Raw genomic sequence first — 20,364 nt, 5'->3', positions numbered from 1 at the left:
TGACTAACGATATAGAGCCCCCTTCCCTATCGGCCAACACAGCTATTACCCGTCCAGTTGGGTGGATACCTCTTTTGCCAGCTCAGTGAAAACCCGAGCCGCAGCGCTCTGATAGGCACCCTTGCGCCGCATAAGAACGGCCGTGCGTTGCAAGCGCTCGGGCTCGAGTGTGATGGCGACCAGATCGTCGTGGGCAAAGGCCGTCTTTGCGGGCAACAAGGTCGACAAAGGCGTCCTGCGAACAATCTCGATCACTGCACCGAGAGCGTTGGCCTCCATCAGCACCTGAGGGTGAATGCCGTGTTCGCGACAATAGCGATCGATCTGGTCGCGCGTCGCGAACTCCGTACTGAGTAAAACCAGGGACTCGGCGTTAAGCGCCTGCAATCCAACAGATTTTTCCTTTGCCAATGGATGTCGACGGCTGACCACCAGAGCAAGGGTTTCGTCCAACAACGGGACGGAGTCGATGTCCGGGCTATTCACTTCATCGAAAGCGATCCCGACGTCCAACTCCCCCGCAAGGAGCAGATCCTCTATGCGCTCCTGAGAGATCTCTTTCAGGTTGAGGGTGATTTTTGGATACCGAGCGTGAAATGCCTCGACCACCGGCCCGACTAAATAGGTTGTGAAGGTCGGCGTCACAGCCACACGCAGTGACCCGCGGCTGAGATCGCTCACATCATGGATGGCGCGTTTGGCTTCCTGCAACTCCTGCGCAGCACGGCGGGCGTACTGGAGGTAGACATCTCCAGCATCGGTCAAACGTGTAGTACGCCCTGAGCGATCGAATAACTGGGCACCAAGGCTCTCCTCCAACTGCCTGACCTGCTGCGAGAGGGCAGGCTGAGATACATACAGTGCTGCTGCAGCCTTCGTGAAGCTGAGGTGTTCCGCAACCGCAAGGAAATATTGGATGTGTCGAGCAAGCATGCCTTAACCCATAAGATAATCTGATCAACAACATAATAATTGAGACTTTTACCTTATGTCATCCGTTGCTTAATCTTTGTTCCACACCCCGCGACATTGAGACAGCAACCATGAAAGCGATCATCGACGGTTTTCTGAAATTCCAAAAAAACGCCTTCCCTGAGCGAGTCAAACTGTTCAAGGACCTGGCCAGCCAGCAAAGCCCGAAGGCATTGTTCATCTCTTGCTCTGACAGTCGACTGGTCCCTGAACTGGTCACCCAGCGCGAGCCGGGCGATCTGTTTGTCATCCGCAACGCCGGCAACATCGTGCCTTCGTATGGCCCGGAACCGGGCGGTGTTTCGGCCTCTGTGGAATACGCGGTCGCCGGACTTCAAGTCGCCGACATCGTGATTTGTGGCCACTCCGACTGCGGTGCGATGACGGCCATTGCAACCTGCAAATGCCTGGATCACATGCCTGCTGTTGCCGGATGGCTCCGTTACGCGGACTCCGCCAAGGTCGTTAACGAAGCCCGCAAACACCCGGATCAGCCGAGCAAAGTTGCGTCCATGGTGCGCGAAAACGTCATCGCGCAATTGGCCAACATCCAGACACACCCATCCGTTCGCCTGGCGCTCGAAGAAGGCCGCGTGACCCTGCATGGCTGGATCTATGACATCGAAAGTGGGCGTATCGACGCCTTCGATGGCAGCACCGGGTCTTTCGTATCCCTCGCAGAGAACCCCGAAGTTCACGCCGTTTCCCAACAAGCCAGGCACGTTGCCTGAAGCCTTTGCCCTTACCTACTCAGGAGATTCACCATGATCCAGACTCAAGCCACTCGCACCGCTCGCCAGGAACTGACCGAAATCATCATTTTGGCCAAGGCCCGCAAGGACCTTTCCTTCGCCGAGATCGTTGACGGCACCGGCCTGTCCGAAGCCTTCGTCACTGCCGCCCTGCTCGGCCAGCATCCGCTGCCTGCCAGCGCCGCGGAAGTCGTGGGCAAGAAGCTCGACCTTGATGCTGATCAAGTCGCTCTGCTGCAATCGATGCCAATTCGCGGCAGCTTTTTCGACGGCGTACCGTCCGACCCGACCATCTACCGTTTCTACGAGATGATGTCGGTATACGGCACCACCCTCAAAGCGCTGGTTCACGAAAAGTTCGGCGACGGCATCATCAGTGCCATCAACTTCAAGCTGGACATCAAGAAAGTCGAAGATCCGGACGGTGGCCATCGCGCCGTGATCACCCTGGACGGCAAGTACCTGCCTACCAAGCCTTTCTGATGTCACTCAGCCCGGCGTCTTACAGCGCCGGGCTACACCCCAAACCTTTAAACGACCGAGCACCACTTAAGTGCTCTGGCCTTGTCACGCCCTCAATACAGGTGATTGCTATGAAACGCTTACTCGTTTTACTCCTCGGCTGCCTTGGCTCTATCGCGATGGCCGATGAGCAGAATACTCAGACTTCACAGGTGACGGTCGAACACTATCGTTACTCTCAGAACCTGGATATCGCGAACATAGTGTCCATGACCGAAGTGCCAGACGTCTGCGACGTAGTGCCGGTCCAGATGACTTACGACGACTCCAAGGGCAGCCGACACATCATGGAGTACCTCGTTTTCGGCACTGGCTGTACCAATTGATTGCTCTCCCACCGCCTCGACTGGCGCCTGATCGCTTGGCGCTGGTTGCAGGAGGCTCTAAACAACCGCCGCCACCTTTTCCCTTCGCCATCTACTGACCGATGCCGACGCGGACCGCTCACGTTCGCTTTCTAAGGCTGCGGAGGCATTGTTGAACAAAGGCTCATATAAACCCCCGCCTTCACCGATTTCATTGCTGCATTCGCTGCACATATGTACTGCAATCAACTCAACTAGTGCTCCTGACGCAGGCCTTTAGACTCTCCCCACGATCAACATTAGGGAGTACTCACATGGTCACCACTGCCGTCATCCACCAAACCGGAGAGCCCCAAGTCATTCAGCTTGAGCAATCCACCGCACAAACACCCGGACCCGGCGAGGTCTGGCTGGAGCAGTTCGCCATTGGCGTCAACCCGCTCGATTTGAGCCAACGTTCCGGTGCCGCACCACTGGCGCTGCCTTCAGGCTTGGGGTTGGAAGGTACCGGGCGGGTTGTGACGGTGGGGGCCGATGTGACGAACGTGGTGGTCGGCGACCGGGTCGCGTATGCCACGGGGCCTATCGGCGCCTATGCCAGCGCCCGCCTCTACCCGGCCAATCGGCTGGTGAAGATCCCCGACAGCCTGAGCTTCGAGGAGGCTGCGGCCGTGTTGTTCAAAGGCATCACCGCGCAGTATTTGCTCAAGTCCACCTACTCCGTCGGGCCGGGTTCGACAGTGCTGATCTACGGCGCGGCGGGTGCCTTGGGGCAGATCATGGTGCCGTGGGCGAAGCATTTGGGGGCTTTTGTGATCGGTGTGGTGTCCAGCGTTGAGAGTGTCGGGCGCGCCAGGTTGGCGGGTTGTGATGAGGTGTTGGTGTTCGATGCCGCGACGCTGGCCGACGCGGTCATCGACACCACCCAAGGCAGGAAAGTGGATGTGGTGTACGACCCGATTGGCCGAGTGTCTTTCGAGGCGTCGTTGAATTGCCTGCGCTCGCGGGGGTTGCTGGTGTCCTTCGGCATGGCGTCGGGCGCGCCGGCGCCGGTCGAGATCGGAACCCTGAATGCCAAGGGGTCGTTGTTCCTGACTCGACCGTCCCTCGCCGCCCACACTGCCACGCCGGAGGAATACCAGCAGCGTGCAAAGGACGTGTTGCAAGCGATTGACGCCGGTATCATCCAGCCCAATGTCGGGCATCGTTATCCGCTGGCTGACGCCGCCCGGGCCCATGCCGATCTGAACCGAGGCGGTTTGCAGGGGTCGGTTGTGCTGCTGACTTGAGTTTTTTCAGCGTCATCCACGAGGGTTGTCTTTGCATGGATCTGTTCGATAGCCGTCAGGCCGATGAAGTCGCCACCCTGCTGGCCCTGGCCGAGCACGGTTCGTTTGCGGCAGCGGGGCGCACGTTGCAGCGCCATCCCTCGGTGCTGTCCAAACGGCTCAGCGCGCTGGAGTTGCGCCTGGGGGTGCGGCTGATCGAGCGCACCACCCGGCAATTGCGTTTCACCGATGAGGGGCAACGACTAGCGGCGCGGTTCGGGCATGCGGTCAACCTGATCGCCGAAGCGGAGCAGGATGCGCGCGAGGGTGCCGCCGAAGTTCGCGGGCGTTTGTGCATCGCCCTGCCGGCCGCCATGGGTCGGCTGTGGCTGGGCGATATCGTCTCGGCGTTTGCACTCGCCCATCCGAACGTGGCGCTGGAAGTTGAATATGCCGAGCGCTTCGTCGATATCGTCGCCGAAGGTTTCGACGCGGCGATACGGATCGGCGAACTGGCAGACAATCGGCTGGTGGCGAAAAAGCTCTGCGATCACCATCGAATCCTGTGTGCTGCGCCCTCCTACCTTCAACAGCACGGAGAACCGAAAACGCCGGCGGACCTCGCCGCCCATCAGTGTCTGGGGTTCACCGGGCTGCATTCATATCCGGAGTGGAAGTTGACGCGTGCCGGGGAGAAAGTCGCCATTCGGGTGCAGAGCCGGCTGGTGAGCAACGACAACGAAGCGCAGCTGTGTGCCGCGCGCATGGGTGTGGGGATCTTGGCCGGCGGAGACTGGCTGATGACCAAGGACCTGCGCGAGGGGCGTCTGGTGCGGGTGCTTCCCGAGTGGCAACTGGATGCCGACAATGGGGTGTATCTGGTACGGCCGTCGGCGCGGTTCAACTCGGCAACGACCACAGCGTTCAAGGACTGGATCGAGAGCGCCTTTGCCGAGGCTGCACCTTGGCTAACCCCACCCCGCTGATTGATCACTGACTGCCCATTGTTTTGACTTATCTCTGCTGGCATCGCTTCTCTGTCGTCGCAAACAAAACCATGGTTTTACTGAGCAGAATGATTTCTGGCGGCCATGCTGGCGCGCCGTGCACCCCAAACGCTGCCGCTGACTACCTGGCTGCAGGAACAGCGGGCACGCTACACCGGTCGATCAGCCGAACGGCTGCTCAGCCAGGTTGATCTGCTGTTGCAACACAGTCAGCTGCCGCTCCCGATCCTGACGTGATTGATCAATCAGAGGCCAGCAGCTTCCTGACTTCAGCAATGATCAAGTCGATATTGAATGGCTTCGCCAAAACGACATCAAACAAATCCGATCTCTGCATGCCTATATGCGCCTGCGCACCGCTCATCAGGATTATTGGCAGATGATTGTTCGAGGGAAGGGAACGGACGGCGGTGGCGAACTCCAGGCCGTCCATGACCGGCATCATGAAGTCGGTAATGATCAGGGCTGGCCGTTCTCTATCCAGCACCTCGAGCCCTTTTTGTCCATTACCCGCAGTCACCACCATGAAACCCTCATCCTCCAGTGCGAACCTGAGAATGTCAGCTATCAAATACTCGTCGTCGACGACCAGGATGGTGGTCATGTTAATTCAACCCACGCAAAGACTTAAGATGTTGAACCGGGTGATGACTCAGTGAGTACTGATGGTTCATGTCTTGAAGCCTTTTTTAGGAAAACATCTTGATCACGGACGACAACCTCGAATCTGGAAGGGTCGTAAGAGCTGTCACGTACCTTAAGAATGGAAAGCGTTCTGCATAGTTCAGAGTGATTCTCAGAGAAGCGCATCAGCATCAGGTTGTCGACGATACTGGACAGGTCAGAGTTCGGTGCGCTGACCTCGGAGCCGAAAAGATCCCGCATTTCCCAAGAAGCGAATACGGTAACGCCCCTCGACCGCAGCTCGTTCATCAGGGCACTGAAGAAGTCAGTGATCCGCGCCGGATTCGTCGTGACTCGCGTCATGCCGCTCAGGCTATCGATGAACAACCGCTTGATGCCCTTTTCTTCAACCATGCTGAGCAGGCGTGCACCCAGAGCGTCAAGCAGACCCTCGGTGGTCGGTTGCCAAGCGATGCTCAGCGCACCACTCTCTTCCATGCCTTTGATATCGATGCCCAGTGACACGCCTTTCAAGCGCAATCGTTGTGGACTTTCATAAAAGCCAAAATGCAGACCCGGAGCATCCACCGTCGATTCCGCCAGGAACTTAAGACCCAGCGTCGTTTTTCCAATCCCGGAAGGTCCCATGACCAGAGACACACTTGAACTGTACAAGCCTCCGCCCAGTATGCCGTCCAGTGATTCAATCCCACTGGCGATACGGGTCATATCGGCGCTGTCAGGCGACGATGGATGGCTGTATAGACTTTCGAGTCGGGGATATACCACCAACCCCCTGTCGGTGATCTCGCACTCATGAAGGCCAGTCATCGCTCCGCTGCCACGTGTTTTGCGCAGTTGAATTCGACGCACTGAGCGGGTGCCATAGAGCTCCTCACCCATCTCGATTACACCATCGACCATCGTGTGCTCGGGGCTGCCATCATCGAGACGGGAACTGGTCAGAAACAGCACTGTGCATCCCGCGAATGCGGCGTGCCCTTGTAACTCCGAGATGAATTTCTTGGTGTCGATGGGCGAGTCGGCTTTTGAACGCGCATTGAGCAATCCATCCACCACCATCACTGTGGCTTTTTGCCGACTTATCTCACGGCGAAGCAGCTTCACCACCTCATCCAAACCTTCATTTTCCAGGGTGTCGAAAGCACTGACGAACTGGATGTCGGCGCCGACTTTAGAGGCGTCGAAAAAGCTCAGCGTTGAGAGAAACTGAAAAAGCCGATCATGCGATTCAGCCAACAATGTGGCGACCAGAACCCGACCGCCATTGCTGGCGTGATGAAATCCAAGCTGATTCGCGAGGATCGTTTTTCCAGATCCCGGGCGTCCCTGAATTATGTATGAAGCCCCTTCGACCAGCCCACCCTTGAGCAGGGCATCGAGCCCTTCTATTCCGCTTTGAAGGCGTTTTAGCTTTTCCACAATGCGACCCTGATCTGAAAAACGAGCTGTTTAAACCCTGTGAATGGGATGCTAACGCCATTTCTGATCAGGAGCCATTTAGATTGAGTCGAAAGTTGATGTGCTGATCGGACGACAGAGACTGAAAAATCGGGCGCGGGATGCCCAGCCCGAAGGCAGACCAGAACTGAAAAGACGGAACTCCGTGTTCAACGGGGACTTTTGTTCTCAGACAGGCAGTTACCGCCGTCGACCACAAGCACCTCGCCCGTAATGTAGCTGGACTCTGGAGAAGCCAGAAAGGCTACCGCGGCCGCGACCTCCTCCGGCCTGCCGGCACGCCCGACTGGCACGTACCGCGCGGCGGTCAATTCCTCAGCGGTGCTCGATTGCGTCGCGATCCATCCAGGGGCCACGGAGTTCACGGTGATACCGAATGGCGCGACTTCCAGCGCCAGGCTCATGTTCATCCCCACGATCCCGGCTTTTGCCGCCGCATAGGCTGCCTCGCCAGGATTGCTGACGCGGGTCCCCGTCGTAGAACTGATCTGAACGATGCGCCCATATCGACGGCGCTGCATCCCTGGCAGCACTGCTCGGGTCAGCAAAAATGCAGTCGTCAAATTACGCGCAATCGAGGTGTTCCAGGCCTCGACGCTCATATTGGCCACGTCGGAGAACACCTCGGCTTCGCCCTGAATGGCCATTCCAGCGTTGTTCACCAGTACGTCGATGCGCCCCCAGAGCGATTCCGCCCAGCTCACCAGTTCGGCGACCTGAGCAGGCTGGGTGAGATCGGCAGCGCGACCTTCCACTTCATAACCGCCCGCGCTGAGTTGCGCGACGCGATCATGGATACGAGCACTGCTGCCCGTGATGATCAGCTTTGCCCCCAAGTCTCCAAGACGCTTGGCGATAGCAAGACCGATCCCATGTTCGCTGCCGGCTCCACTGACTAACGCGACCTGACCACTCCAGTTTTTCAACATGCGATGCTCCACGGGGATACACGGAAAGTACTGCCTGACCTTACAGAATAGACGGAGCCTGAGCGGCATCGAACCGCCAGTGAACATAGGCTTTGTCTTTCACCCGCAGAGTCATCAGGCAGTGCAGGCTCCCCATCGCTGCCGTTGATCGGACGTCGTCCGGAATGACACATCGTGGGGGCGAACGTCGGTGAATCGTCGGTAATTCAGGCTTGTGTCTGTTGCATTCGATGCCACGCCGTGACCTGAACCTGTCACAAATTCCGCCGCTCCAGGCAGAAATGGGACTATTTTGAAGGTTGCATGCAGGACGCTGTCTGAGCATGAATCTTTGATTTAACTAGATAGTTAACTATCTATATACTGCTCGCCTCTTTTCAACGGGACATTCAACGTGAAGCAGGGTCGACGCCTCTCGGGCATATCAACATTCATTCTGGTCGGGCTGGGCGTGATCATCGCTCTGCTGGGGTTGGCATTAGCCGCTGGTGGCATGAAATTGGTCAGCCTTGGAGGATCCTGGTACTTCCTGGTGGGTGGCCTGGTGATGGCCGCTTCCGGTGTGCTGATCGCTCGCTTCAAACTGGCCGGTGCCTGGCTGTTTGCGCTGTTCCTGGTCGGGACAGCGATCTGGGCCGTCAGCGATGCCGGTTGGGTCTTCTGGCCGGTGTTCTCGCGCCTGTTCATGTTCAGCGCGGTCGGTTTGGCCGTGACGCTGGTCTACCCGTTGCTCAAGCGCGCCAACGGTGGCGTTCCAGGTCGTGGCGCTTACGGCGTTGCGGCTGTGCTGGCGATCGGGCTGGCCGTGGCTGCCGGCAACATGTTCGTCGCGCACCCCACTGTTGCCGCCACCGGCACTGGCCCGGGCCTGACGCCGGTTGACCCGGACAAGGCGCAAAAAGATTGGGCTCACTACGGTAACACCGAAGGTGGCAGCCGCTTCGCAGCACTGGATCAGATCAATCGCAGCAACGTCGACAAGCTCAAAGTCGCGTGGACGTACCATACCGGTGACGTCGCCGAGAGCGATGGCAATGGCGCCGAAGACCAGCTCACCCCGCTGCAGATCGGTAACAAGGTGTTCATCTGCACGCCGCACAACAACCTGATCGCACTGGATGCCGACACGGGCAAGGAACTCTGGAAAAACGCGATCAACGCAAAATCGAAAGTCTGGCAGCGTTGCCGTGGCATGGCGTATTTCGACGCCACCCGCGCTATCGCTCAGCCGAGCGATGCGACGATCACCGAAGCCAAACCGGCGCCGGCGGCCAATTGCCAGCGCCGTCTGCTGACCAACACCATTGATGCCCGCCTGATCGCGGTCGATGCCGACACTGGCGAGTTCTGCCAGGGTTTTGGCAACAATGGCCAGGTCGATCTCAAGGCCGGTCTGGGTGATGTTCCAGACAGCTACTATCAGTTGTCCTCTGCCCCGCTCATGGCCGGCACCACCGTCGTGGTCGGTGGTCGCGTGGCCGACAACGTGCAAACCGACATGCCAGGCGGCGTGATCCGTGGGTTCGATGTGATGACCGGCACCATGCGCTGGGCCTTCGACCCGGGCAACCCGCAGGATCGCAATGCACCGGCCGACGGCAGTACCTATGTGCGCAGCACGCCGAACAGTTGGGCACCGATGTCCTATGACCCGGCGACCAACACGGTCTTCCTGCCGATGGGCAGTTCTTCCACCGACATTTATGGTGTCGAACGCAGCAAGCTCGATCACACCTACGGCGCCTCGATCCTGGCACTGGACGCGACGAGCGGTGAAGAACGCTGGGTCTTCCAGACCGTGCACAACGACCTCTGGGACTTCGACCTGCCGATGCAGCCGAGCCTGATCGACTTCACCAAGGACGGCAAAACCGTTCCGGCGCTGGTCATCGGCACCAAGGCCGGGCAGATCTACGTGCTCGACCGTGCCACCGGCAAACCGCTGACGGCCGTTGAAGAAGTACCGGTCAAAGCGTCCAACATTCCTGACGAGCCTTACTCCCCGACCCAGCCAAAATCGGTGGGCATGCCGCAGATCGGTGCCCAGCACCTGAGCGAATCGGACATGTGGGGTGCGACCCCGTACGACCAACTGCTGTGCCGCATCGACTTCAAGTCGATGCGTTATGACGGTCTGTACACCGCGCCAGGCCTGGACAAATCCTTGAGCTTCCCGGGATCGCTGGGTGGCATGAACTGGGGCAGCCTCTCCACTGACCCGGTGCACGGTTTCATCTTCGTCAACGACATGCGTCTGGGCCTGTGGATTCAGATGATCCCGTCGCAGAACAAGGGTCAGGCCGCAGGGGGTGGTGAAGCGCTGAACACCGGCATGGGCGCCGTGCCGCTCAAAGGCACGCCTTACGCAGTGAACAAGAACCGCTTCCTGTCGGTGGCTGGCATTCCCTGCCAGGCGCCACCGTTCGGCACCCTGACCGCCATCGACATGAAAACGCAGAAAATTGCCTGGCAGGTTCCCGTCGGCACCGTTGAAGACACCGGCCCGCTGGGTATCCGCATGCACCTGCCGATCAAGATCGGTCTGCCGACCCTCGGCGGTACCCTGTCGACCCAGGGTGGCTTGATCTTCATTGCCGGCACTCAAGACTTCTACCTGCGCGCCTTCAACAGCGGCAACGGTGAAGAAGTATGGAAAGCCCGCCTGCCAGTGGGCAGCCAGGGTGGCCCGATGACCTACGTATCGCCGACAACCGGCAAGCAGTATGTGGTCATCACCGCCGGTGGTGCGCGTCAGTCGACCGATCGCGGTGACTACGTGATGGCCTACGCCTTGCCGTAAGCCGCTGTGCCCGAGTTCAACACGGGCGCTTCTCAAGCGCGGCACCTGCGGGTGCCGCACTGCTTTGCGATATCGCTGAATATTTGCGCAGGAAGAGTTTCATGTTTCGTTTTGATCATTCCGGCTGGCTCAACGGCGTGCTGTTGGGCCTGGCCTGCAGCACCGCCCTGCCCGCCTTTGCCGATGCTGATTCCAACCTTTTGACGCGCAATACCCTCACCGGTGATTGGGGTGGCCTGCGCCACCAGATGGACGAAGACGGCGTCAGGTTCACCGGCGACTACAGCGGCGAAATGGCCTACAACGCGCAGGGCGGCCTGCACCGCTCCGCTCGCTATTCGCAGAACATCAAGCTCGGCGTGCAATTCGACTTGAGCAAACTGTATGGCGTCGACAACGCCGGCAAGGTGCAACTGAGCATCAACGACCGACGCGGCAACAGCGCTTCCGAAGACTTGGTGGGCAACCGTCTGCCGATCCAGGAAAACTACGGTGGCCTCTACACACGCCTGACCGAGCTGAGCTACGAACGCACAGTGTTTACGCCGGCGCTGAACGTAAAGCTGGGCTACATGGCCATGGGCAACGATCTCGGCGGCCTGGACAGCGGCATTCTCTGCAACTTCATGAACGCCGGTTTCTGCGGGCATCCGCTGAACATGTCCGGAGGCAGCGGCTGGACCAACTACCCCAACGCCCATTTGGGCGTGCGGGTCAAATACGACCTGTCGTCGGCGTGGCAGCTGCGCGTGGCTGCGTTCAATGTCGATCCTGAAAGCAACGGCAACTCCAGCCGCGCTTGGCACCTGGGCCCGAAACACACCACGGGCACGGTGGTGCCGATCGAGTTGGTGTACAAGCACCCCGGTGAGTTGCCCGGCGAATACAAGGTCGGTTACTACTACGACAGCTCTGATGTGAAACGCATTGGCAGTGACAAGGAAGTCGCCGGACGCGGCGGTCATTACGTACTGGTCGATCAGGCTGTCTGGCGTTCGCCCTCGTCCGAAGGCCGAAGCCTGCATGCCTTCGGTCAATACTCGGCGGCCAGTGAAGCCGCTTCACCGTTCAGCAAGTGGTACGGCACCGGCGTGGTTCTGTACAAACCGTTCGAAGGTCGCCCGCGTGACACCGTCGCTCTGGGCTATGGCCGGGCTGTACCCAACCCGCGCAGCCGCGAAGTGCAGCGAGACGCCGCGCTGGCCAAAGGTACAACGTTGCCGAACCTGGACAGCGCCGAACAACTGATCGAACTTGGCTACGGCTACCAGGCCACGCCCTGGCTGACGCTGCGCCCGAATGTGCAATACATCATCGAACCGGGCGCGTTTTCCGGTCAGGACATCGACAACGCCCTGGTGCTCGGACTGCAGGTCAAAGCTTCGCTGTGAATGTGTGCGCTGTGAGCCCGCCGTCTTTTTAGCAGTGGAACGACGACCACAATGACCTGTCGACAGATCTTGAGAGTCAGCACATCGAAACTGTTGGGAGGACATGGTGGTTTATCTGGACTGGGTTCAATGGCCGGCGATGCTGGTGACGGTACTCGCGGCCTGGCTGATCGGCTCGCAGCGGCCAGGTCGGCGGATGATCGGGTTCGTGTGTTTCAGTTTGAGCAATGTGTTGTGGGTGATCTGGGGTGCCCATGCACAGGCGTACGCATTGATCGTGTTGCAGGTTTGCCTGTTCCTGATGAACCTCAGGGGGCTCAGGAAAAACGCCAAGGGCAAGGAACACCAGCAGTCTCAGGACTGACGGTGGCCATCGAAGTTCTTCTTGAAGCCTCGAGCGTTCATCCCCAGGAGAATGCACTCCAGCAGGATCAACGCGTAGGCGTCGGCGTGCAGCCCCCAGATCACCCACAGCGCATTACTGAGGATAAATCCCCAAAAAGCGATCATCCGCCGGTACGCTCGTTGCGAGCCGATAAACCAGGCTGAAGCCACGGTGATGAGCATGGCGGGCCATTGCACCCAATCGATGCCCTCCAACTCCATATCTCCCCTACCTTCGCTTCAAAGAGACTCCAACAGTCGACCTTCCCCACCCCCAATAGGTTTAAAAAATCGCTGGCGTGCATCAAACGCCGACCGCTAGTCATTCGCCCCTCGATCACTCTGAACTTACGTCTACCGAGACTCCTCTCCCGCTAACAACCATCGCAAGTCAGGGATAAAACGTCATGAGAGCTCTCACGTATCACGGCGCGCACAGCGTCAAGGTCGATAACGTTCCAGATCCGGTCATCCAGGACAGTGACGACATCATTCTTCGGGTCACAGCGACGGCAATTTGCGGCTCTGACCTTCATCTCTACCGAGGAAAAATTCCCACCGTCGAGCATGGCGATATCTTCGGTCACGAGTTCATGGGCATCGTCGAAGAAACAGGCCCGGCGGTGACCGCCGTACAACCGGGCGATCGAGTGGTCATTCCCTTCGTGATTGCCTGCGGCAGTTGCTTTTTCTGTGCGATGGACCTGTTCGCTGCCTGCGAGACAACCAACACCGGCCGTGGCGCGATCATCAATAAAAAGTCGATTCCACCAGGGGCTGCACTCTTCGGCTTCAGTCATATGTACGGTGGCGTGCCTGGCGGGCAGGCTGAATATGTGCGAGTACCGAAAGCCAATACCGGGCCTTTCAAAGTGCCGGGGACATTGTCGGATGAAAAGGTCCTGTTCCTGTCCGACATTCTTCCGACCGCCTATCAGGCTGTGACAAACGCAGGCATCGGCCAGGGCTCGAGCATCGCCATCTATGGCGCAGGCCCGGTCGGTTTGTTGAGCGCAGCCTGCGCCAGGATGCTCGGCGCCGACCAGATATTCATGGTCGACCACCACCCCTATCGCTTGGCGTACGCGCAGAAAACCTATGGGGTGATTCCGATCAACTTCGATGAAGACGACGATCCTGCCGATACGATCATTCGCCAGACCAAGGGCATGCGAGGGGTTGATGGCGTGGTCGACGCGGTCGGATTCGAAGCCAAGGGCAGCACCACCGAAACGGTGCTCGCCACGCTCAAGCTCGAAGGCAGCAGCGGCAAAGCGCTACGCCAATGTATCGCAGCCGTCAGACGCGGCGGCGTTGTGAGCGTCCCGGGCGTCTACTCCGGGTTCATCCATGGCTTCCTGTTCGGCGACGCCTTCGACAAAGGCCTGACATTCAAAATGGGCCAGACCCATGTGCATCGTTTCCTCCCTGAACTCCTCGATCACATCGAGACAGGTCGCCTGTCACCGGAAGTCATCATCAGCCATCGCCTGTCGCTGGAGCAGGCCGCCGAGGGATACAAGATCTTCGATAAAAAAGAAGAGGACTGCCGCAAGGTCATTCTGACACGTGGCGATAGCCACATCGCTTTGCCAGAGAACGATGGCAGCGGCACCGTACTGGCCACATAAAGGTTCGACAAACGAAGAGGACGAGAACCCGGTCCCCCACCGCGTTCTCGTTCTTCATCTACAGCTGGGCAACGCGCTAACCCAACGCAGTATCGAGAAACATCATGACCCCGAAACCGAGCATCAGCCCCAGCGTCGCAGGGGTCTCGTGACCATTGCGATGGGTCTCGGGAATGACCTCGTGGGACACCACAAAAATCATGGCGCCGGCTGCCAGGCCGAGTGCGATGGGGTAGCCCAATGCAAAGCTGCTGGAAATGCCCAGACCGACGATGGCGCCAATGGGCTCCATCAACCCCGAACCCACCGCAATCAGCGCGGCGCGCAGCGCTGAAATGCCGGTCACCCTCAAGGCCAAAGCGACAGCCAGCCCTTCGGGAATGTCTTGAATGGCAATCGCCGTCGTCAGCGGCAGTCCAACCTTCATGTCGCCGTTGGCGAAGCTCACGCCAATGGCCATGCCTTCCGGCAGGTTATGCAGGGTGATTGCCAGAACGAACAGCCAGACACGATTGATGCGCCGCTCTTGAGGCCCGCGACGGCCGCTTTTCTCGTGTTCGTGAGGCACGAATCGATCCAGGCCGACCATCAGCGACACGCCCAGGCCCAATCCTGCAACCACGACGCAGGCGGCGAGCAGTTGATTACCGCAAAGCGCCTGAGCCGCTTCGATACCCGGGATAATCAGCGAAAAGGAACTGGCGGCCAGCATCATCCCGGCGGCGAAGCCGAGCATGATGTCCTGGGTTCGGGCGGCGATATCGCGCAACGCAATCGCCACCACAGCGCCTACGGCCGTCGCAGCGAAACCTGACAGGCCACCGAGAAAGGCAAAGTGCAAATTTTCCTTATTGGCACCGACGAAAGCGCCATACCCGCTGATCATCAGGAGGACCGTCACGCCAACCAGAATTGACCAGAAGACTCGCCCACCCCAGCCGGAGCCTGAGAATCGGGCACACCAATAGCGAAAGGATCCGCCTGATGAGGTCAGCGGCTCGGGCATGGCAATCTCCTGTCTGCTCCAGATGCGCTTTTTCGTGGACGCTGCTTAGCCTTTGCTGTGTTCAGGCGACGACGGCCCTTCCTTGATCCCACGCGGCCCTGCAACACCCCATACGACCAAGCCAATCACCGGGAAGACGATCAACCCGATGGCCCAGGCGGCCTTGGTACCCACTGTTTTGTCACTGCGAAACACGCTGACCATGGCCCACAGATCAACGAGCAAGATGATCACCGCAACAGCGATCGCGAGATAACTGGTAGCTTCCGACATGATGACGCCCTCCTCAGCGTGGATAAGGCTTAGGCCTCACATCATCCCGAGCGTTCAAGGAATCTCATCTGGCACTCATTCATGAGTGATGTTTCACCCTTTCCAATCAAACAGCGCGTCCATTTCCCGCATGAAAATCTCGGCGGTCTTGGGCCCAATCCCGTCAAAGTCGCGCAATCGTCTCATGACCTCAGTGCGATCCTCGCTTGCCGAGAAGAGATGACTGACCTTGCCCGCGTACTCATCATCGATCTTCCGCGCCAAAGCCAGCAGACGAGTCGCCGTTGATTCGTCGTAACGAACGTAGCGAGCTTCACCCAACATGCGCACGAGCTCTCGATGAGTGCACATGGCCAGTTTGTGAGGAGTGTCTTTCTTGTGCTTGTTGACGATGACGCTGTAGGCCTCGACGGCGATGTCAGTCTGTATACGTTTGCCCATCAGAAAACTGGCAATGAACCATCTGAACACCCCGTCTTCGTTAGCTCCGTCGAGATTGATCCGCAAATCTTGCGCGGTGACGATATGGGCCATTTTTTGCCACTCCAGACCTGCCATTTCCGATTCCACTCCCGCTGGGTCGGAGCCATAAGTCCATCCGGTCGCCCGTTTTATTCCGCTTGAACGAAAGGCAGAGCAGAGCCGCCAACCTGCGGCCCGCTATTGAACTTACTCTCCTGCAGGATTGACGATGGCGCATCGACGACGTGCGCAAGCAAGCGCAGACCTTACCAGTTGTAACTCACCGAGCCGGTCACATTTCTGCGGTATCCGTATTTGCAGCTGTCACCCGTGTAGCCACACTGAGAGACATAGGTTTCATCGGTCAGGTTGGACGCAGTGAGCGCCAGCTTCGCACCGGCATAGGAAGCAGACAGCTTGCCAAGGTCGTAGCTCAGGCTGGCGTCAAACAGGGTGTAGTGGGGAATGCCTTCGCTGTTTTGCGAGTCGATGTAGCTGGGACCGACATAGCGTACCCCTCCCCCGATCGCCAAGCCCGACAGCGCACCGCCCTGAACCGTGTATTGCGACCAGAGCGAAGCCAATTGCTCAGGTGTATTGCCAGGCTGATGACCTTTTTCACCGGCCGTGTTGCTACGGGTAATTTCAAGGTGCGCATAGCTGTAGTTGGCAATCAGCTCCAGAGCATCGGACAACTGTGCCTTGCTTTCCAGTTCGATACCGCGCGATTGGATTTCTCCCGTCGCCACCGAAAAGCGATTGTTGGCGGGATCAGCAGTCAGTACGTTCTGACGAGTCAGATCGAACAACGAGACGGCTGTGTAGCTTTCGCTCCCCTTGGGCTGGAATTTGATCCCGACTTCGTACTGGCGACCGGTTTCGGGGTCGAAGGCACTGCCATCACGGGCTACTGCTGTGATGTTGGGAAAAAACGACTCGGAATAGCTCGCATAGGGTGCCAAGCCGTTGTCGGCCAGGTACATCACGCCCGTTCTCCACGTGAAGGCGTGGTCACGTTGCTTGAGGTCTGCCGCCGTGTCGGTGGCGTAATGGACCGTTTTCGAACGGGCCCAGTCCTGGCGACCGCCCAGGTTGAATACCCAGTGCTCATCGAATTTGAGCTGTTCCGAGAGATACACCCCCGCCTGGTCAAGTTGACGACGCTGGTTGATGTCGTAGAAGGCGTCGAGATCGCTGTAGTCCTGGTGATAGATCGGCGCATAGACATCCAGTGGGTCGACTACGTTGCCACCGCCCAACTGGTTGGTGCTGGCGTGTTGCAAGTCGATACCGAGCAACGTCGTGTGTTCGAAGCGGCCCACGTCCCACTGCGCCTGGAAGTGGTTATCGAGCAGCGCATTCTTCACTTTTTCGTGGCCCAGATAACCGAAGCGCCCCACTGTGCGCTGGTCGTCATCCAGGCCATATTGGTAAATCGTGCGCTGTTCCTGATAGGAGCGGCTGTAGCGGGCGTTTTGGCGGAATGTCCAGATGTCATCAAGGTGGTGCTCGAACTGATAGCCCAGCGACCATTGCTCTACGTCATATTTGTCGAAGTCGGGGTCGCCGACAAAACGGTCCGTGGCGATCCGGCCGTACCGCGAACTGTCGAGGGTGCCCACCCGTGGCAAGGCGTAGTAGCCCAGCACATTGCGGTCTTTTTGAAATGACGCCAGAACCGTCAGCGAGGTGTCTTCCGAGGGACGCCAACTGATTGCCGGGGCGATGAATTGGCGGTCATCCAGGGCGTAGTCGATCTGTGTACCGCTCTCTCGCCACAGGCCGGTGAGACGATAAGTCAAGACACCGTCATCCGTGAGCGGCCCGCCGAAGTCCCCTGCCAATTGCTTGCGATCAAAACTGCCTGCCTGCATCAACAGTTCATGCAGCGGCTCATCGGTGGGACGCTTGCTGATGACATTGACCATGCCACCCGGCGAGCTTTGACCATAGAGGACCGACGATGGCCCACGCAGCACTTCCACTCGCTCCAGACCATAGACTTCACCTACGGCGCGACTCTGGTTGGAAAAACTGTACTGGCGCAGGCCATCACGATAGATGCCGCCGCCGGTGGTCGCGTCAAAGCCACGGATGTTGATAGTGTCGCGCCGGGTATCGACGCCGTTGGCTTCACCATTGACCCCCGCCGTGTAGCGCAGCACCTGCCCGATACTTTGTGGTTGTTGAGCGTCCATCTGTTTGCGGGTGACCACGCTGATCGATTGAGGCGTCTCCATGATCGACGTATCGGTCTTGTTGGCACTCATGGTTCGGCTGGCGACCAGACCATCGTTGCGACCCAGCGAAGTGTCGTAGGCGGTGCCACTGATTGCGGTCGGCGCCAACTCCATGACGTCGCTGTTGACCGGCACCAACAGTAGGCTACCGTCGTCCTGGCGCTCAAAGCCCAGACCCGAACCGAGCAAGAGCTGCGTCAGCCCGGCTTCAGTACTGAAATCGCCCTGCAGCCCTTGGGTGCTCTTGCCAACCGTCAGCGCCGAACTGCCCGCCATGGTGATTCCGGCCTGTGCGCCAAAACGCGACAAGGCAGAATCCAGCGGGCCTGCGTCGATGCTGTAATGCTGCCGATTGCCATCGGCGAAAACGGCGAAGCTGCAAAGTGGCTGCACGCTGAGCAACAACAGTCCAAACGTACGGACACGCAGGGCGCGGGAAGGTGAAATCATACGGGGCTCCTAAGGGGTGAAAACCCACCTCTGGCGGGTGGGTGATCCCTATAGGCCAAGCGAGTTTGAAAAAACTATCGCGCCACCGAAAAAATAATTCAGGCAGGTACGATCGAAACCCAATACCGGGTCATGCGCTCGATGCGCACCGGCAGCGTACGAGCGACCAGCGTCAATGCGGCATCAGTGTCACCCAGCGAAAAACTGCCCGTCAGGCGCAACCCCGACACCTGTTCATGGCAGCGCAAGATACCGGGGCGGTAACGCGAGAGTTCGGCCACCAGGGCATCCAGGCGCAGGCGATCCGCTGGCAGAATCCCGCGCAGCCAAGCCTGGGTGACCAGCAGATCGGGACGGCTCGGTACGCCGATACCCAATTGATCCACCCGCGCCTGCCACCCAGCGTCAAGAGAAGCTGATGCTTGTCGGCCTCGCGAGTGCACCTGCACCTGGCCTCCCAGCACGGTGATCTGCGTGCCCTGCCGATCATGGCGCACTTGCAGATGCACTTCGCGACTCTGCAGGATCGCGTCCGGGGTGATCAGTTGCAACGGGCGCGAGCCTGCCCGCACATTCAAGGCCAGTTCGCCCTCGATCATCTGGAGGCGACGCACCTGATCATTGAAATCCAGATTCACGGCGCTGGCCGTGTTCAGCCAAAGCGAGGTGCCATCAGCCAATGTCCACTGGCGGCGCTCACCGGTTGCTGTGCGGTAGTTCGCCAGTGCGGAGCGCACCAGTGTGGTACCCGTGCCTTGCCAGGCGACACCGCCAACCGCACCAACGACCAACAGGCGCTTGAGCACCTGCCGACGTCGCTGCATGTTCGGCCCGGCCGACTCCAGCGCCCTTCGCGCGGTGGCATCGTGCAAAAGATTCGCCCCGGGCTGCTGCAACAGCGGCAAGCTGGCGACACGCTGCCAAGCATCTTCATGCTCTTCACTTGACTCGCGCCAACGCTGCAATGCCTCCAGATCAGGCGCACTCACAAGACCGGACTGCATCCTGACGAGCCAATCAATGGCGATATCGCGCACTTGCGGATTAACGGCAGCCCTCATTCAAAACGGCTCGCATAGCAAACGCTGAACGCTTTGCCCATGGCCCTTTGCACTTGAGCCACAGTCAGCCCCAACTGCACGGCGATCTGCGGGTAAGTCAGGCCATCGATCTGGGACAAAAAGAAAATCTGCCTGACGCGCACGGAAAGGCCAATGAGCAAAGAGTCGAGTTGCAGCAACGTTTCGATTACCAGGTACCGATCCTCGGGCGAGGACACCCTCGCTTCAGGCCGTGCAGCCAACGCCTCAAGATAGGCCCGCTCGATCTCCTGACGGCGCCAGCGATTGATCAGCAATCCATTGGCAATCGACGCGAGAAACGCCATGGGCTGGCGCAGCTCCGTCACCTGATGAGGGGCCCGAAGTACACGGATAAACGTGTCGTGCGCCAGATCCTCGGCATCGGCCCTGTGCCCCAATCGCCGGTGCAGCCAGCCCTGCAGCCAGCTGTGATGATTCTCGTACAACTGTTCGACGGGCGATGTGGGGCTGGCATCCTGCATTGGGGGGCTCACACAACATGAATGATAATTCTTCTCATCTTATTGATCGAGCGGGCGGTTGTACAGTGTTTACGGCGGTTTCGCTCGGTAGACCTCGCGGCCACCGGCGGTTCTGTACAAACCGTTCGAAGGCCGCCCGCGTTGGGCTATGGCCGGGCTGTACCCAACCCGCGCAGCCGCGTTGTGCAGCAGGACGCCGCGCTGGCCAAAGGTACAACGTTGCCGAACTTGGACAGTGCCGAGCAACTGATCGAGCTTGGCTACGGCTACCAAGCCACTCCCTGGCTGACGCTGCGCCCTTA

The 20,364-nt window shown here is 58.9% G+C and carries 21 protein-coding genes and 1 pseudogene; 11 read left to right on the top strand and 11 right to left on the bottom strand.

The window, feature by feature from the left end; translation table 11 throughout:
* Positions 1-45: 45 nt before the first annotated feature.
* Positions 46-933: a transcriptional regulator CynR gene (cynR, locus tag IB249_RS26135; protein ID WP_192308724.1), complete on the bottom strand. Its 888-nt coding sequence runs from the start codon at positions 931-933 to the stop codon at positions 46-48.
* A gap of 110 nt (positions 934-1,043) precedes the next feature.
* On the opposite strand from cynR, the gene IB249_RS26130 reads away from it, so the two are divergent.
* From IB249_RS26130 to IB249_RS26105, 6 genes are all read left to right on the top strand, one after another.
* A complete protein-coding gene (locus IB249_RS26130; RefSeq protein ID WP_192308721.1) occupies positions 1,044-1,703 on the top strand; it encodes a carbonic anhydrase in 660 nt (219 codons plus the stop codon).
* A gap of 33 nt (positions 1,704-1,736) precedes the next feature.
* A complete protein-coding gene (cynS, locus tag IB249_RS26125) occupies positions 1,737-2,207 on the top strand; it encodes a cyanase (protein ID WP_192308719.1) in 471 nt (156 codons plus the stop codon).
* 110 nt (positions 2,208-2,317) lie between these two features.
* Positions 2,318-2,572: a DUF2790 domain-containing protein gene (locus tag IB249_RS26120; protein ID WP_192308717.1), complete on the top strand. Its 255-nt coding sequence runs from the start codon at positions 2,318-2,320 to the stop codon at positions 2,570-2,572.
* A gap of 293 nt (positions 2,573-2,865) precedes the next feature.
* Positions 2,866-3,840 carry a quinone oxidoreductase family protein gene (locus IB249_RS26115; RefSeq protein WP_192308716.1) on the top strand — a complete coding sequence of 325 codons (975 nt, stop codon included), beginning with the start codon at positions 2,866-2,868 and terminating at the stop codon, positions 3,838-3,840.
* Between the two features lie 35 nt (positions 3,841-3,875).
* A complete protein-coding gene (locus tag IB249_RS26110) occupies positions 3,876-4,805 on the top strand; it encodes a LysR family transcriptional regulator (RefSeq protein ID WP_192308715.1) in 930 nt (309 codons plus the stop codon).
* 105 nt (positions 4,806-4,910) lie between these two features.
* On the top strand, positions 4,911-5,063 hold the full coding sequence (locus IB249_RS26105; protein ID WP_192308714.1) for a hypothetical protein: 153 nt from the start codon (positions 4,911-4,913) through the stop codon (positions 5,061-5,063).
* 4 nt (positions 5,064-5,067) lie between these two features.
* Here IB249_RS26105 and IB249_RS26100 read toward each other — a convergent pair whose 3' ends face one another.
* From IB249_RS26100 to IB249_RS26090, 3 genes are all read right to left on the bottom strand, one after another.
* Complete coding sequence (locus IB249_RS26100) at positions 5,068-5,430, bottom strand: response regulator (protein WP_192308713.1); 363 nt, start codon at positions 5,428-5,430, stop codon at positions 5,068-5,070.
* A 23-nt stretch (positions 5,431-5,453) separates the two neighbouring features.
* Positions 5,454-6,893 (bottom strand): ATPase domain-containing protein, encoded by a 1,440-nt coding sequence (locus IB249_RS26095; protein WP_192308712.1) that lies wholly within the window; start codon positions 6,891-6,893, stop codon positions 5,454-5,456.
* Between the two features lie 188 nt (positions 6,894-7,081).
* Positions 7,082-7,861 carry an SDR family NAD(P)-dependent oxidoreductase gene (locus IB249_RS26090; RefSeq protein WP_192308711.1) on the bottom strand — a complete coding sequence of 260 codons (780 nt, stop codon included), beginning with the start codon at positions 7,859-7,861 and terminating at the stop codon, positions 7,082-7,084.
* Positions 7,862-8,255: 394 nt separating this feature from the next.
* Here IB249_RS26090 and IB249_RS26085 point away from each other — a divergent pair, with 394 nt between their 5' ends.
* The 3 genes from IB249_RS26085 to IB249_RS26075 all read left to right on the top strand — a co-directional run bounded on the left by IB249_RS26085 (position 8,256) and on the right by IB249_RS26075 (position 12,416).
* A complete protein-coding gene (locus IB249_RS26085) occupies positions 8,256-10,661 on the top strand; it encodes a glucose/quinate/shikimate family membrane-bound PQQ-dependent dehydrogenase (protein ID WP_192308709.1) in 2,406 nt (801 codons plus the stop codon).
* 101 nt (positions 10,662-10,762) lie between these two features.
* The gene (locus IB249_RS26080) at positions 10,763-12,052 is read left to right on the top strand and encodes a carbohydrate porin (RefSeq protein ID WP_192308707.1); all 1,290 of its coding nucleotides are present in this window, start codon (positions 10,763-10,765) and stop codon (positions 12,050-12,052) included.
* 103 nt (positions 12,053-12,155) lie between these two features.
* Positions 12,156-12,416: a hypothetical protein gene (locus IB249_RS26075; RefSeq protein ID WP_192308705.1), complete on the top strand. Its 261-nt coding sequence runs from the start codon at positions 12,156-12,158 to the stop codon at positions 12,414-12,416.
* Here the strand turns inward: IB249_RS26075 and IB249_RS26070 are convergent.
* Positions 12,407-12,652 (bottom strand): hypothetical protein, encoded by a 246-nt coding sequence (locus IB249_RS26070; RefSeq protein ID WP_192308890.1) that lies wholly within the window; start codon positions 12,650-12,652, stop codon positions 12,407-12,409. The genes IB249_RS26075 and IB249_RS26070 overlap by 10 nt on opposite strands.
* Before the next feature lie 191 nt (positions 12,653-12,843).
* Between IB249_RS26070 and IB249_RS26065 the strand changes: the two genes are divergently transcribed.
* Positions 12,844-14,067 (top strand): zinc-dependent alcohol dehydrogenase, encoded by a 1,224-nt coding sequence (locus tag IB249_RS26065; RefSeq protein WP_192308703.1) that lies wholly within the window; start codon positions 12,844-12,846, stop codon positions 14,065-14,067.
* A 76-nt stretch (positions 14,068-14,143) separates the two neighbouring features.
* Here the strand turns inward: IB249_RS26065 and IB249_RS26060 are convergent, their stop codons facing one another.
* The 6 genes from IB249_RS26060 to IB249_RS26035 form a co-directional block, all read right to left on the bottom strand.
* On the bottom strand, positions 14,144-15,073 hold the full coding sequence (locus IB249_RS26060) for a ZIP family metal transporter (RefSeq protein WP_192308700.1): 930 nt from the start codon (positions 15,071-15,073) through the stop codon (positions 14,144-14,146).
* 45 nt (positions 15,074-15,118) lie between these two features.
* On the bottom strand, positions 15,119-15,346 hold the full coding sequence (locus IB249_RS26055) for a PLD nuclease N-terminal domain-containing protein (RefSeq protein WP_192308698.1): 228 nt from the start codon (positions 15,344-15,346) through the stop codon (positions 15,119-15,121).
* A gap of 93 nt (positions 15,347-15,439) precedes the next feature.
* Complete coding sequence (locus tag IB249_RS26050; RefSeq protein ID WP_192308888.1) at positions 15,440-15,880, bottom strand: DNA methylase; 441 nt, start codon at positions 15,878-15,880, stop codon at positions 15,440-15,442.
* Between the two features lie 194 nt (positions 15,881-16,074).
* Positions 16,075-18,498 carry a TonB-dependent siderophore receptor gene (locus tag IB249_RS26045; RefSeq protein ID WP_192308696.1) on the bottom strand — a complete coding sequence of 808 codons (2,424 nt, stop codon included), beginning with the start codon at positions 18,496-18,498 and terminating at the stop codon, positions 16,075-16,077.
* 98 nt (positions 18,499-18,596) lie between these two features.
* A complete protein-coding gene (locus IB249_RS26040) occupies positions 18,597-19,559 on the bottom strand; it encodes a FecR domain-containing protein (protein ID WP_192308694.1) in 963 nt (320 codons plus the stop codon).
* On the bottom strand, positions 19,556-20,062 hold the full coding sequence (locus IB249_RS26035) for a sigma-70 family RNA polymerase sigma factor (RefSeq protein WP_192308692.1): 507 nt from the start codon (positions 20,060-20,062) through the stop codon (positions 19,556-19,558). Before IB249_RS26035 ends, IB249_RS26040 begins: the two co-directional genes overlap by 4 nt.
* Positions 20,063-20,171: 109 nt before the next feature.
* On the opposite strand from IB249_RS26035, the pseudogene IB249_RS26030 reads away from it, so the two are divergent.
* Positions 20,172-20,362, top strand: a pseudogene (locus tag IB249_RS26030) (carbohydrate porin); the annotation flags it as partial.
* Between the last annotated feature and the right edge of the window lie 2 nt (positions 20,363-20,364).

The organism is Pseudomonas sp. PDM04, from assembly GCF_014851765.1.
In the GTDB taxonomy this organism is placed as follows: domain Bacteria; phylum Pseudomonadota; class Gammaproteobacteria; order Pseudomonadales; family Pseudomonadaceae; genus Aquipseudomonas.
This window is presented reverse-complemented; position numbering and strand designations above follow the sequence as displayed.